Genomic DNA, 15,642 nt, shown 5'->3' on the forward strand with positions numbered 1-15,642 from the left:
CGCAGAGACTAGTAGTACGCCAAGGGAACTTGGCGGGGGAAAGGGTTTAAATCCCTTACCCTTTTCCCTTTCCCCTTTCCCCAGCCCTCACTTAGCATTTTTGGGTTGCCAGACTACTAGAAAGTTATTTGACAGAACTCACGTTACTTTAGGAGTTAACTTGTGGAACTAATGACACAATTTCAGTTTGCAGTGGCTTTCCCAGAACAACTACCACAAGTAGATGTCAAAGCCATTCTCTGCTTGGTTCATTCACTGTATTGGCTATTAATTGTCAATGCATCCATCATTAGACGGCGCAAACTCAATAACCCAGAGTCATTTGTTGACACCTCCACAAAAGAACCAGTTGCTAGTGAGTCATCTATCACTCCTCAAGGCCCACCAGCCCTATTTCTCACTAGTGCTACCTACGGTATCTTTTACATTTTGCTAGCAATTTGGTGGGCAAATCCCGATGCGCTAGGATTTTTTGTATTTCAACCGACTTTTCCGATTCAAGCTCTAGGAATTGCTATTCTTGGTTTGGCATTAATTGTAAAAGTATGGTCTTTTTGGGTTTTTCGCAGTTGGCGGTTATTTCCTCACATCGATCCCGGTCATCAACTTGTGACCAAAGGGCCTTATAGTTTTGTTAGACATCCACTTTACTTCGCTTTTCAACTTCTGTTTTTTGGTTCGTTTCTAATTGTTCCAAGACTAGGATTTTTACTGCAAGTAATTGCTAACTTTTTAGCTCATGACTTTCGCTGCCGAGTTGAAGAAAGAATCTTGCTGCAAGCTTTTGATAATGCATACGAGGCATATAAAAAACGCACTCGTCGTTTATTGCCTTGGGTGTATTAATATAGTCTAATGGTGTAGGGATATATTTTTAAAAATATATCCCTTGACTAAGTTATTAGCTTTGTCAGAGTAGACTTTATAGATTTAAGTTAAATTATGAAATATCAGTTTTTTACCAAACCTCTAGACTGGAGATTTGTTGTAATTTTAGGCGTTGCGGCTTTAGCTACTTGTGCTACTTCATTTTATTTAGTTTTAAATAATCAACTAGAAAATCAAAAGCGATCGCAACAGGCTATTGCAGCTAATAATAAAATTCAAGCAAGTCCCAGTGCGGTTGCTGCTAGAGGATATCTAGAGCCTAAAGGAGAAGTAATTAAGCTATCTGCTCCTACTTCTATACAAGGTGAAGGTGTACGAGTTGCAAAGCTACTTGTCAAACAAGGAGACAAGGTAAAAATAGGTCAAGTAGTGGCAATTCTAGATAACCAAGAACGCCTGCAAGCAGCTTTGGAACAGGCAAAAACTGAAGTTAATGTTGCTCAAGCTAAACTAGAACAAACTAAAGCAGGTGCGAAAACAGGAGATATTAACGCTCAAACGGCAAAATATCAACAAACAAGAGCAGAATTAGAAGGTCAACTCACAATTCAAAGGGCAACTATTGCTAATTTAGCGGCTCAGTTACAAGGAGAAAAGAATTCTCAAGCCGCAACAATTAAGAGGATTCAAGCTGAATTGCAATATGCTCAAACTGAATGCGATCGCTATAATTCTTTGTATCAAAAAGGAGTAGTTTCAGCTTCTCAACGAGATAGCACTTGTTTACAAAACAATACTGCTCAAGAACAACTTGCAGAAGCCGAATCTAATTTACAGAAAATTATTAGTACTAGAACGGAACAAGTCAAAGAAGCACAAGCCAATTTCAATCGCACATTAGCAACCTTAAAAAAGGAAGTTGAAGAAGCCAAAGCGACTCTAAATGCTACCGCAGAAGTCCGTCCTGTAGATGTCAGTGTAGCAGAATCAGAGGTAGAAAATGCCCAGGCTGCTGTGAAAAAAGCTCAAGCAGATTTAAATTTGGCTTATGTGCGATCGCCTAAAAATGGACAAGTTTTAAAAATTCACACATGGGCTGGCGAAGTGATTAACAACGATGGAATTATTGAGTTAGGTCAGACAGAACAAATGTACGCGATCGCAGAAGTTTATGAAACCGATATTAGTAAAGTTCGTTTTGGTCAACAAGCAACTGTTACCAGTGGTGGATTAATCGAAGAACTTAAAGGCAATGTAGATGAAGTTGGTTTAAAAGTTGGCGTTTTAAATGCTTTAGGAACCGATCCTGTTGCGGATGCAGATACTAGAGTTGTCGAAGTGAAAATTCGTCTGTCTCCACAAGATAGCCGAAGAGTTGCTAACCTAACTAATTTAGAAGTCAATGTCATGATTAATACTGAATCACCATAAAAAGGAGTCAGGAGTCAGAATACTCCACCCATGAAGGGATGAAGTTTTAAGGCGACAATATTTTAATTTTTGCTCACTATTTCACTCGCTTTTAACCAATATTCAGACGCTCGTGAACTCGCACTCTGCAAGCTATCAACCACTCGTACAGAATTAATGCTGTTAGCGATTAGCTAAGGTTTAGCCCATTCTGACCGGAGGCGAAGCGTCTCCGGCTCCGCTCCTGAATTCTTATTATAAATCTTACGTTTATCTCTTTTTTAAGTTCTTGTAAACTTTAAATATAAACATGATGCGTAGCAAAAAAATACCAGTAGCTTGGTTGCAACTTAGATATCAGAAAGCAAGATTAATTATTGCTTTATTAGGAGTAATTTTTGCTGTAGTAATTGTCTTCATCCAATTAGGCATTCGAGATGCTTTATTTGACAGTGCTGTTCGTTTGCACCAAGGTTTACAAGGAGATTGTTTTTTAATTAGTCCTCGCTCTACAGCTTTAATTGCTATGGAAAGTTTTCCAGAACGACGTTTATCTCAGTCTTTAGCATTTCCAGAAGTTAATTATGTTGCACCGATATATTTAGGCTTTGGTCAATGGAAAAATCCTGAAACTAAAGATTATTGGCGAAATATATTTGTGATTGGTTTTGATATTCGTTATCAGGTCGTAGATTTTGCTGGAGTTGAGGAAAATATCAACAAACTAAAAATTCCAAATGTGGTTTTATTTGATCGCAGTTCTCGCGCTGAATTTGGGCCTGTAGTTGCAGATTTTGAGCAAAAAGGTAATGTAGAAACAGAAATTGGAAATCGTTCTTCAAATCGCCGGGTTAAAGTAGTTGGGCTATTTAATCTAGGTACATCTTTTGGTTCTGATGGAAATTTAGTCACCAGTCATCTTAACTTCTTAAGGATTTTTAGCTCTCGTTATAAAGGATTAATTGATATTGGTTTAATCAAATTAAAACCAGGATATAATGTCCAAGAGTTTACAGAAAAATTAAAAACCTTTTTACCTAAAGATGTAAAAGTATTATCAAAAGAACAATTTATTGCTTTTGAAAAAAATTACTGGCAAACTAGTACAGCTATTGGATTTATTTTTAACTTAGGGGTAGGATTGGGAATTGTTGTAGGTATTGTAGTCGTATATCAAATTCTCTATACCAATGTTTCTGAACATTTACCCCAATATGCCACTTTAAAAGCAATTGGTTATCAACAAAGATACCTTTTATCTATAGTTTTACAGCAAGCATTATTAATTGCAATTTTAGGCTACATACCGGGTTTTTTAATTTCTATTATTCAGTATGAATTTGCTAAAAAAGCAACACTTCTACCTATTGTAATGACAATAGATAGAGCTGGTTTTGTGTTGATAGCAACTGTTATTATGTGTTTTGTTTCGGGTGCAACAGCTGTGAGAAAACTCAAACAAGCAGATCCGGCTGATATTTTTTAGTAGAGATGTTACAATGCAACATCTCTACAGGATTTATACGCATCGTGATTAATGTGAAATAGATTAGTCTGCTGTTTTTTCTAAGTAACCTTGTCCAATACTTTCAGCTTCAGCTATTTCTCTGATATTCTCCATAACTCTCGGTAAAACTTTTTTAAACTTTTTGCCGAGAAGCCAACTAAATAAAAATGCCAAGGCTCCTTTAAATGACACTTCATGAGTAAATGATGTACTACCTACATAGGTATTCAAGTAGCGATGTACATTTAACTTGCAAAATGGTAACTGAATTGTGAATGTATAACTCTTACCTGGGCTAAACTGCGAAATTGTAAATTTAGAAGTTGTACCCGTTTTCGGTGTTAATTTACCTATCGCACCAAGCTTAAAAGGACTCTCAAGATATGAATCACATAGTTCGGTATCCCATGCTGACCAATTATCTACATCAGTCCAAATCGCCCAAATTTTTTCAGGTGTGGCAAACGTTGTGACAGTATTGCTAAACTTCATCTTACTCTCTCATTTGGTTAGATACAATGCAGCATGCAAGTTTTTGAGATTATTTAAGCTGACTGATAGGGCCTCGTGTAACGATCGTAGGATCTTCAAGAATATTGAACTTTTTGACTACGATATTACTAATTGCTGAGTTATTTCTCATTCCAACATTGAAAATATTTTCGACATAGTTGTTCAGAGATTTTTCATCTTCAAACAGATAAAACCCACTAGCTTCTTTGTTACCTTCATCAATTGACCAAATTTTCCAGCGTAGTCCTGGAGCTTTGGCGATACGAGGCGCAACATCCTTCATCTGCTTTTTAAAGTCAGACGTGGAATTGTTGTATTTGAAATTAATCTGAAGGATACGACTAGAAGTTGATGGAGTTGTCTGATTTTGGGCCAATAAATTTTGCGAAGTGACACTCGTCGCACCAGCAAAAGATCCTGCTAGTCCAACTGTACCAACCACAAACATTAAGCGAAGCAATCTCTTTAGCATATTTTTTGCCTTTTAATCGAGATTTGGCAACATTTTAGACACAAAGAACAAACTGTCGTGAAAAAGTACTATATTGACATTGCCAATATGACATTAAATATTGTCACTGTCAATATGAGCTATGAAACCAACAGATAAATATCATCACGGTAATTTACGTAACAAATTAATTGCAATTGCAACAGAACTTCTGTCAGAAGAAGGCGCTCATAGTTTGAGTTTGCGGAAGATTTCTCAAAGAGCAGGAGTCAGCCATAACGCTCCGTATATGCACTTTGCAGATAAAGAGGCAGTTTTAGCAGCGATCGCAGAAGAAGGTTTTCGGTTGCTGTCAACACAAGTAGAAACAGCAGTAGACAAAGTTAATAAAAATACTAAGCAGCAGTTAATTGCCGCTAGCAGTGCATACGTTAACTTCGCATTACAGCATTCAAATCATTTACAAGTAATGTTCTGTTACTACAATCCAGAGAAATATCCTAGTTTGATCGAGGTTTCACAGGCATCCCTAGATCAATTATTTAAAATTGTCCAAGCAGGACAGAAAGACGGAACGCTGATTGCGGGCAATCCCCATGAAATAACCAAAACAATTTGGGCATTGGTACATGGCGTAGCAGCGATTTCTATTGCTTATGAATCAAAAATTCTACTTCCAGAAAAAAATTCAGCACAAGAGGTAGTATCCACATTTGTGACGCTGTTGCTGAATGGATTAGCCACATGAAGTAACCAACCGAGGGTGTCATATCATGTCCGCCTAATTAGTTATAATGCCCGCATCTGTGCAAAAAGCGCAAAAGCCTCTTTCTCCCAGCTAATAGCCCCCAGCAAGAACTGCGGTCTAAATAATAACCCGGATTTCTCACCACATCTCGATTAAACCTTGTGCAGGGCAGCAGGGGAGAGTTCAATTGCCAAGTTCAATCTCCTCTGCTCCCCTGCCCCCCTGCCCCTAGAGCCGCCACCCTTCAGCTTAACTTAGTGCCATTCCAGTCCGAACTGAATGTCTTACGAATGGGTTAAATCTGATTTAGGATTGCGATCTCAAAAACTGTGATTAGCAGTTTTACTTAATAATTGCATAATAAATTGGAGTGGAATTTCTACCCGATCAGAGCGATTATTTAATTCATAGCCTAGTGCATCAATCGCTTGTTCTAGAAGATAGGCAAAAAGCAGCACATCTAGTTCTTGTGTTGTCTTGGGAAGGAAAGATTCTTGACTAGCAGTTTCTAAATAAGAATTCAAAAAGCTAGTACTAACCCAGGTATACCAAAACTGTCCCCATTGTTCTATAAGGGGTAAATTTTCAGCCCGGATCATTCCAGATTTTTTTTGATAGCCCAGAGCTTCGTTAACTGCGTAGTTGAAAGATAGCAACATTCCTGCTACATCTTGTAGAGGCGATCGCTTTATGCGTCGTTCGCTAAAACTACGATCTGCTTTGCCTTCAAAATCAGGAATAATAAAGTCTTTTCCTGTGTAAAATACTTGCGATAAATGGTAGTTTCCATGATGACGAGTACGCAATGCAGTAATTTTTTGCCCGACAACTAACTGAAAGCATTCTAAGATTTTCTCTTGGCTATTCAGAACTTCTAATGCTAATGGTTGAGTATCGGTTGGCAAAGATTTTAATCGTTCTTTTAACAACCGAAATACTTGTCCGGTTAAGTTACGTGCATTTTGATATATTGAACGTTGATAAAGTGATGAAAAAGATTCTGGAGCCAAGTCTGAGCTATCTATATTTGTAGCCAGCGCTATATGGAATTCTGCTGTGGATTTACCCAATAGCTCAACACTTTGCAAGTAAGAAGTGATAGTTGCAATTGCCAATTCTGGAATCTCAATTCTCTGTAAATCAAACAAGTAACCTGATGGCAGAGGCACTTCGGTAATAGTGGCGTGTTCTGTGGTAACTAAATCAAAGTACTTTTGCAAACTATCAAGGGTGTAATCCCAACCACTGCGGATATCTGGAATAAACTCTTGTAATATGCCTATAGTCGTGGCTTGGGCAGTTTTATTGCTTGTTTTATTTCCACGGCGGTACTCTAAAGCACCAGCTAGGAAAACTGACTGTTGCAAGCGTTTTTTCTGGTATAGTAAACGCCGGATTTCTAAATCTGGGTGCAAACCCTCCTCGACTTTGCGGAAGAGTTTTAACAACAAGCGATCGCCATAAATTATATAAGTATTGGTTTGTTCTTCTTTATTCAGAACAGTCGGCTCATGATTGGTTAACTGTCGGCGCAATTCGGAGAATGAATCAGTAGTAGTGCCAAATAATTCTCCGGTTATCCCTTTATAAGAGTGATGATTAGCGATCGCATCTAGCAGTGAGGTGAGAAAGTTTTTGTCTGCTAAAGCATCAAATAAAATTCCAACTTCTTGAGTATCGGGCAAAGAAGTATCTATTTTGCCTTGCACCCCAAGGCGCGCAATCACAGCTTGCGGCATTTCTGCTAAAAGATGTGTTGCTTGCTCACCTTCTGCATAGGCGAGAAACAACAGGTAAGTTTCGTGGTTTCCCTGGATATAATCTACCTGCAACCAAACAATTTGAGCTATCTGCTGGTTATAGGGTAAAGAAATCGCTTCAATGATTTGTACTGATTGTATCTGAGTTTTGCCGCCAAACCAGCTACAGGTATAGAGGTAATTCCGCAGTGTTGATTCTAGAATGCTTTGTGACTCTCGTTGCCAAATCACATTCTGCCATGAACCATTTACCGACAGATAGCTCAAGTCTGCTTGGGGTTTAGGGGGTTGAGTTGAACTAAGTTTACCTTGTAAGGTGAACCAGTAAAACCCGTAAGGACTTAAGCTAAGGAAATAGGGCGATTCTGTTATCGGCGGGAACTCAGTGGAACCAAAAATTTCTACTGGTACTAGCCCATTGAAGGCTGATAAATCTAAAGTCACCGTTTGCACGTAACGAGATAAATTTGCTACTACCAAGACATATTCTTCAGAGGTAATACGGCTGAAGGCAAAAACTTTACGATTATTAGACTGTAGCAATTCAAAACGCCCTTCACCCAATGCCGTAAACCGTTTGCGAGTAGCGAGTAAACGTTTCATCCAATACCAAAGAGAATTGCTATTAGTCCGTTGTGCCTCGACGTTGAGTGCTTCGTAATGATATTCTGAGTCAACGATGACGGGTAGATACATGCGTTGCGGGTTGGCGCGACTAAAACCAGCGTTGCGGTCAGAACTCCACTGCATAGGTGTGCGAACACCATTGCGATCGCCTAGATAAACATTATCTCCCATGCCAATTTCATCACCGTAGTAAAGTACGGGGGTTCCTGGTAGAGATAATAGTAAACTATTGAGTAACTCAATTTGGCGGCGATCGTTACCCAAAAGCGGCGCTAATCGGCGACGGATGCCTAAATTTACCCGCATCATCGGGTCTTGTGCGTAGGCCCCATACATAAAATCGCGGTCTTCATCTGTCACCATTTCTAGAGTCAGTTCGTCATGGTTGCGGAGGAACAATGCCCACTGACAGTTATCAGGAATCGATGGAGTTTGCTGGAGAATATCTACAATCGGGAAATTATCTTCCATCCGCACTGCCATAAACAAGCGCGGCATTAGGGGAAAATGAAAGTTCATGTGACACTCATCTCCCGCACCGTAATACTCGGCTGCATCTTCAGGCCATTGGTTTGCCTCAGCTAGTAACATCCGGTTAGGAAATTTCGCGTCGATGTGCGATCGCAACTCCTTCAAAAACGCATGGGTTTCGGGTAAGTTTTCGCAGTTCGTTCCTTCCCGTTCGTAGAGATAAGGTACAGCATCCATACGTAGTCCATCTACACCCATCTCCAACCAAAAATCTAGAACATCAAATACTGCCTGACGCACCAAGGGATTATCATAATTCAAATCAGGCTGATGGGAATAGAAACGATGCCAACAATAAGCTTGGGCAACTGAATCCCAAGCCCAGTTAGAGGTTTCAAAATCTTGGAAGATAATTCGCGCTTCTTGGTATTTCTCAGGAGTATCACTCCAAACATAAAAATCTCGCTCCTGACTGCCTTTTGGTGCGCGACGCGCTTTTTGAAACCAAGGATGTTGGTCAGAGGTATGGTTAATAATTAACTCAATAATTACACGAATACCACGTTGATGAGCAGCTGTCAAAAACACTTTAAAGTCTTCTAAAGTGCCATAGATAGGATTAACACTAGTGTAATCGGCAATATCGTAACCATCATCCCTGAGTGGGGAAGGGAAAAAAGGTAACAACCAGATGGCAGTAATACCTAAATCTTGTAAGTAGTCTAGTTTTTCTGTCAGTCCTTGAAAATCACCAATACCATCACCATTACTGTCAGCAAAGGTGCGAACCCCTAGTTCGTAGATAATTGCATTTTTGAACCATAAGGGGTCATCTTTCAAGTTAAAATTTGACATTTTAAAGAGATATGCGATTGCATATCTAATAGAACTATATTTTTCCTTGATACAATCGCTAAGACGATCAGCTTATTTAGCTTACACAAATCATGTATACATTTTCTTGCTTAAGTCATGAAACTACCAAACGAGCTATATCTAGTGACAAATAATCATATCAACTGCGTTCTGGACTTTTTGCTTTATAAAATATCCCAGCCAGATCAGGCATAGTCCAAGCCTACTGGAAATAGCTTCTGTAGGGTCTAAGAGTCGCAACTAAAAGTTGCACAATCAGCATTAAGGAGATTTCCTGCTTTCCTCAAACTTATTTTCGATGGGAGCAGATAGCAAGTAATTATTCTCAGTATGAGAATTACTGTATAGTTTGAGGTATTGCCAGATTATCCTCTCAAGAGTTGCTTTATGATTACTCTACCTGGTATTGCCATTCAAAACAAGATATACGAAAGTTCTAATTCTCTAGTTTATCGGGGCATTAGAGAGGATGGAGTAGGGATAGTCGTAAAAATGCTAAAGCTTGATTATCCTTCTTCCCAAGAACTGACTCGCTACAGACAGGAATATAAAATTATCCGCTCCCTAAAATTAGAAGGAGTTATCAAAGCATACAGCCAGCAGGACTATCAACGTACTCTGGTGATTATCTTAGAAGATTTTGGGGGAGAGTCCCTAGAGAAATGGATGCACAAGTACCCAGATATCTTCTGCCCCATGCCTTTATCCACTTTTCTTGGTGTTGCGATCGCCATCACCGACATTCTAGGCAGAATCCATGCAGCCAATATCATTCATAAAGATATCAACCCTGGAAATATAGTTCTCAATCTGGATACTGGCGTTATCAAAATTATTGACTTTGGAATTGCTACCCAATTTAACCGCACGAATCCGACTTTCAAAAGTCCTCATGTTTTAGAAGGAACCCTCGCCTACCTATCTCCAGAGCAAACCGGGCGGATGAACCGTTTACTCGATTACCGCACCGATTTTTACTCCCTTGGTGTGACATTTTACGAACTGCTAACCGGACATCTGCCGTTTTCAACAACGGATATGCTGGAACTAGTCCATTGTCATATTGCTAAACAGCCTGTTCCACCTGATGAAATAAATACAACGATTCCCAAACCAGTTTCAGATATCATTCTCAAACTGATGGCGAAAAATGCAGAAGATCGCTATCAGAGCGCTTGGGGAATCAAAGCGGATTTAGAAATCTGTGCTGAACAATTAGCAGAAATCGGTCAAATATCTAGCATTAAACTGGCGCTTCAAGACGTTTCTGAGCAATTTCAAATTCCCCAAAAACTGTATGGACGGGACAAGGAAGTTGCAATGTTACTGGCGGCGTTTAATCGCATCGCGTGTCCAGAGTCAAATTCCGTTGCTGCTTTACCAAACAATTCAGAAACAACTTTACAAACCCAACAAACAGGCAAACCAAAATTCCAAGTCGAAATGATGTTGGTATCTGGCTATGCTGGCATTGGTAAATCTGCGTTAGTGCAGGAAATTTATAAACCAATCACCCAAAAGCGCGGTTATTTTATCTCTGGTAAATTCGATCAATTTCAGCGCAATATTCCCTACAGTGCGATCGCCCATGCCCTGCAAAAATTGGTGCAGCAATTGCTCAGTGAACCAGACGAACAAGTGCAACAGTGGCGATCGCTCTTACTTACAGCTTTGGGAAACAACGCACAAATCATCATTGATGTGATCCCGGAAGTTGAATTGATTGTTGGCAAGCAGCCACCCGTACCAGAAGTGGGAGCAACTGAAGCTCAAAATCGCTTTCATCGAATCTTTGGGCAGTTTGTGCGGGTGTTTTGTTCAGAATCACATCCCCTGGCGATTTTCTTAGATGATTTGCAGTGGATAGACTCAGCAACGCTGAAGTTAATCGAGTTGATGCTGCTGGATGAGCAAACCAAATCACTATTTTTAATTGGAGCTTATCGAGATAATGAAGTAAATCCAACGCATCCATTAGCATTAATGCTAGAGAGACTGCAAAAACAAGGGGCAGTGCTTCAAGAAATTATCTTAGCACCCTTAACGCTGGGCCCGTTGAGTCAGTTGATTGCCGAGACGCTACATCGAAATGCAGACACCGTTCGTCCCTTAGCTGAGTTGGTGTTGCGTAAAACTGAGGGCAATCCCTTCTTTGTCAGTGAATTTTTGAGAATGCTGCATAGCGAAAATTTATTGACCTTTGACCCCCCTCAATCCCCCCTTAGTAAGGGGGGAAGTAAAAGGGGGTGGGAGTGGAACATAGCTCAGATCGAAGCCCAAGATATCACTGATAATGTTGTGGAGTTGATGCTTCACAAGTTGAAGAAACTGCCAGAGAATACACAGCAAATTCTCCGGTTAGCTGCTTGCGTTGGCGCTGAGTTTAATTTAGATACTCTATCGATTGTTTGCGAACAACCACCTGAAACGATTTTTCAAGATTTACTAGAAGCTATACAAGTTGGATTAATTCAACCACTATCTGAATTAGATGAAAACTTGTTAATTCAAGAGTATAAGTTTTTGCACGATCGCGTGCAGCAAGCCTCATACACCTTAATCGATGAGTCGCAAAAACAAATTGTTCATTTACAAATTGGTCGCAATCTCCTCGAAAAAACTTTGCCGGAGCGACTATCAGACCGACTGTTTGAAATTGTCGATCATCTTAATCATGGAATTGAGCTTGTCACAGATCGAGTAGAACGCAATGAAATTGCTAGATTAAATTTAATCACAGGACAGAAAGCAAAAGCTGCGATCGCCTATAGTATGGCTAAAAAATATTTAGCCACATCAAGAGTTTTGCTAGCAGCTTCTAGTTGGCAAACAAACTATGACTTAACATTAGATTTATATTTAGAAACAACAGAAGTTGCGTATTTGTGTGGCGATTTTGAGCAAGTAGAATCGTGGGCGGCGATCGTTCTACAATCAGCCAAAACCATTTTCGACATCGTGAAAGTTTATGAAGTCAAAATTCAAACCGATATCGCGCAGAACCAGCCATTAGAAGCAATCAACACTGGATTGCAAGTTTTGCAGCAACTAGGAATCAGTTTTCCTGAAACGCCAACTCAGTCAGACATTCAGCTTGAGCTAGACGCGATCGCATCACTCATTGGCGAGATGGCGATTGAAAGGTTGAGTAATTTGCCCCAAATGGTCGAACCAGACAAGTTAGAAGCAATGAAAATCCTATCAAGGATAACAACCATTGCCCAAGTTGCGGCTCCTAATTTGATGCCTCTATTTGCGTCTAAACAAGTCAGCTTGTCAATTCAGTATGGAAATGCGTCTACATCTCCTGTTGCATACGCCAACTTTGGGGTAATTCTCTGTGGGATAGTTGGAAACATCGAATCTGGTTACAGGTTTGGGCAGCTTGCCCTAAGACTTTTGTCACAGCCATTTACTCATGGAATCAAATCTCGGACTGTAACAATTGTAAGTAGCTTTATTATCCTTTGGAAGAAACATGTCAGGGAAACCTTGCCACGATTTCTAGAAGGCTATCAAATTGGGCTTGAAACTGGAGATTTAGAGTTTGCTGCCTATTGCGCTCATTGTTATTGCTTTCACTCCTTTGCTGTCGGGAAAGAACTCGTGGAACTTGAAGGTGAAATGACAAAACATGGTGAAGCAATCCGTCAAATTAAACAAGAAATAGCACTTACCTGGAATCAGGTATATCAGCAGTCTATCTTGAATTTAATCGGACGCTCAGTTAATCCATGCCGTCTAATTGGAGAAGTATACAACGAGGAAAGCAAACTGCCACAGCATAAAATAGCAAATGATGGATTTGCAATCTTCAGTGTGCATTTTAATAAGCTTTTCCTATGCTATTTATTTTATGAGTACAATCAAGCACTTCATAACTCAGATATAGCAGAAAATTATTTGCTCCAGATGACAGCTACCTTTGCCAAGGTTTTGTATTATTTCTATGATTCTTTAACTAGACTCGCAATATATCCTGAAATCTCTGCTCAAGCACAGACAGAAATCCTCAAAAAAGTTGCGGCTCATCAAAAAGAAATGAAACACTGGGCACAGTATGCTCCGATGAATTATTTGCATAAGTATTATCTAATTGAGGCAGAGAAAGCGCGAGTTTTAGGGCGGTTATTTGACGCAGAAGAGTTCTACGAACAAGCAATTCTCGGTGCTAGAGACAATAACTATCTTCAAGAAGAAGCATTAGCTTATGAATTAGCTGCCAAATTTTACCTATCTCGCGGTCGGGAAAAGTTTGCTCAAACCTACATAAAAGAAGCTCACTACTTCTATGAGCGGTGGGGAGCAATTGCGAAAGTAAGAGATTTAGAAACTCGCTATCCACAGCTATTTCCTCAATCGTCGGATGCGGCTTCGCCAACCCCTAAAACTTCTGTCACCACCTCCAATCACTCACCCATTGCTTTCGATTTAGCTGCGGTCATGAAAGCGTCACAAGCAATTTTAAGTGAAATTGAACTGGATAATTTACTCAGATCATTAATGAAGATTTTAATCGAAAATGCTGGCGCACAAACAGGATTTTTGATTTTAGAGAACTCAGGAAAATGGGTGATTGAAGCGTCTGGTGAACTTAATGAAGGTGAGAATATATATGCTACACAAGTACTGCAATCTATCCCTATTAGAAATCATCTGCCTGAATCAATTATTAATTATGTTATTCGTACTCATGAAAGTGTAATTTTAAGTGACGCTACTCGTGAAAGTAATTTTATCAATGAGCCATATATTCAACACTATCAGCCTCAATCCATTTTGTGTTTACCACTGCTGAATCAAAATCGGCTTGTTGGTGTGTTATATCTGGAAAATCGGTTAGCTGCTGGGGCATTTACAGCAGAGCGAACGCAGGTCTTAAATCTGTTATCATCCCAGGCAACGATCGCGATCGAAAATGCCAAACTCTATGCAAAGCTACGTGAGAGCGAAAGCAGGATGACTCAATTTCTAGAAGCAGTTCCGGTAGGCATTGGCATCGTCAATGCAGAGGGTTGCCCTTATTACGCCAATCAACGAGGCATTCAACTCATGGGTAAAGGGATTGATCCTGCTGTGTTGGCGGAGGAAATCTCAGAGGCTTATCAATTTTATGTGACGGGAACGGATCAAATCTATTCCACTGAAAAACTGCCAGTTATCCGGGCGTTGAGCGGCGAATGCACCACCGTTGATGACATGGAAATTCGCCAAAATAACGCAACAATTCCAGTTGAGGTTTGGGGCACTCCAGTCTTTGACGAACAGGGCAAGGTAACTTATGCGATTGTAGCCTTTCAAGATATCACCCAGCGCAAACAAGCAGAGAAACTTTTAGCTGACTACAACCAAACGTTAGAACAGCAAATTACTGAGCGGACTTTGCTCCTTTCGCAGGAAATTGAAGAGCGCCAACGAGTGGAGAATGCTTTGCGACAAAGTGAAGAGCAACGCAGGCTGACAATGGACTTCACGTACATCGGCAGTTGGAACTGGAATATCACAGAGAACACAGTAAATTGGAACGACAATCATACTCGATTGCTGGGGTTAGTTCCTGGTGAGGTGGAGAGCAGCTATCAAGTATGGCGCGATCGCGTTTATCCAGAAGATATTAATCGGGTTGAACAAGCGGTTACAGTAGCTCTAGAAACTCATACTGATTTTGAAGCTGAATACCGAGTGATTCATCCAGATGGCAGTATTCATTGGTTGGTAGGTCGAGGTCGAGGAATTTATGACACAGCCGGACAGCCTGTGCAGATGCTAGGAATAATTCTTGACATCAGCGAACAGCGAAACGCTGCATTGCGCGAACGCAAACGCGCCCAACAAGCCTCCATTCTGGAAGAACGCAACCGGATAGCACGAGAAATTCATGATACACTAGCTCAATCTTTCACAGGTATTCTGCTTCAAGTTGGAGCAGTAACACAAGTGCTGGCGGATGACCCAGAGGCAACCCAAGTACATCTGGAAATGATTGAGGAACTAGCACGCGCTGGGCTGGCAGGGGCACGGCGATCCGTATCAGCACTCCGTCCGCGGCTACTAGAAGAAGGTAATTTAGAGAGTGCCTTGCATCGTATAGTGGCTCAAATGCGATCGACGACCGACACGGTTCTGATTTGCGAAACTCAGGGTATAGCCTATTCCTTACCAACCGAAGTGGAGAATAACTTACTCAGAATTGGGCAGGAAGCATTAACCAATGCGGTTAAATACGCTTGTGCTGGCGAAATTCGGGTTGAGTTAGTGTATAACAAAACACAGTGTATCTTACGGGTTAAAGACGATGGCAGGGGGTTTGGAGTAGGTAGCATTCCTTTGAGCGGTGGGTTTGGCTTATTAGGAATGAGCGAACGGGCAGAGCGTATTGGCGCACAGCTAACGATTCAAAGCCAACCAGGTCAAGGAACACAAATTGTGGTGATAATTGGGGTGTAGGGTG

8 protein-coding genes are annotated in these 15,642 nt (G+C 40.5%); 5 read left to right on the plus strand and 3 right to left on the minus strand.

The features are described 5' to 3' along the window. Positions 1-171: 171 nt before the first annotated feature. The 3 genes from RMZ41_RS13755 (at position 172) to devC (ending at position 3,724) form a co-directional block, all read left to right on the plus strand. Positions 172-846 carry an isoprenylcysteine carboxylmethyltransferase family protein gene (locus tag RMZ41_RS13755; RefSeq protein ID WP_322644618.1) on the plus strand — a complete coding sequence of 225 codons (675 nt, stop codon included), beginning with the start codon at positions 172-174 and terminating at the stop codon, positions 844-846. Positions 847-942: 96 nt separating this feature from the next. Further along, positions 943-2,259 (plus strand): ABC exporter membrane fusion protein, encoded by a 1,317-nt coding sequence (locus RMZ41_RS13760; RefSeq protein WP_322644617.1) that lies wholly within the window; start codon positions 943-945, stop codon positions 2,257-2,259. Positions 2,260-2,551: 292 nt separating this feature from the next. Further along, on the plus strand, positions 2,552-3,724 hold the full coding sequence (gene devC, locus RMZ41_RS13765; RefSeq protein WP_322644624.1) for an ABC transporter permease DevC: 1,173 nt from the start codon (positions 2,552-2,554) through the stop codon (positions 3,722-3,724). A 63-nt stretch (positions 3,725-3,787) separates the two neighbouring features. Here the strand turns inward: devC and RMZ41_RS13770 are convergent, their stop codons facing one another. Beyond that, positions 3,788-4,237, minus strand: a complete 450-nt coding sequence (locus RMZ41_RS13770) for an SRPBCC family protein (RefSeq protein ID WP_322644616.1) — start codon at positions 4,235-4,237, stop codon at positions 3,788-3,790. A gap of 49 nt (positions 4,238-4,286) precedes the next feature. Further along, entirely contained in the window at positions 4,287-4,730 is a 444-nt protein-coding gene (locus tag RMZ41_RS13775) for a YdhR family protein (protein WP_322644615.1), read from the minus strand. 121 nt (positions 4,731-4,851) lie between these two features. Here RMZ41_RS13775 and RMZ41_RS13780 point away from each other — a divergent pair, with 121 nt between their 5' ends. Continuing rightward, positions 4,852-5,457 carry a TetR/AcrR family transcriptional regulator gene (locus RMZ41_RS13780; RefSeq protein WP_322644614.1) on the plus strand — a complete coding sequence of 202 codons (606 nt, stop codon included), beginning with the start codon at positions 4,852-4,854 and terminating at the stop codon, positions 5,455-5,457. 320 nt (positions 5,458-5,777) lie between these two features. On the opposite strand, the gene treS is transcribed toward RMZ41_RS13780, so the two are convergent. After that, the gene (treS, locus tag RMZ41_RS13785; protein WP_322644613.1) at positions 5,778-9,170 is read right to left on the minus strand and encodes a maltose alpha-D-glucosyltransferase; all 3,393 of its coding nucleotides are present in this window, start codon (positions 9,168-9,170) and stop codon (positions 5,778-5,780) included. 408 nt (positions 9,171-9,578) lie between these two features. Here treS and RMZ41_RS13790 point away from each other — a divergent pair, with 408 nt between their 5' ends. Beyond that, on the plus strand, positions 9,579-15,638 hold the full coding sequence (locus RMZ41_RS13790) for an AAA family ATPase (protein WP_322644612.1): 6,060 nt from the start codon (positions 9,579-9,581) through the stop codon (positions 15,636-15,638). Positions 15,639-15,642: the final 4 nt, after the last annotated feature.

The sequence above is a fragment of the Nostoc sp. DedVER02 genome (assembly GCF_034530675.2).
Classification (GTDB): domain Bacteria; phylum Cyanobacteriota; class Cyanobacteriia; order Cyanobacteriales; family Nostocaceae; genus Nostoc.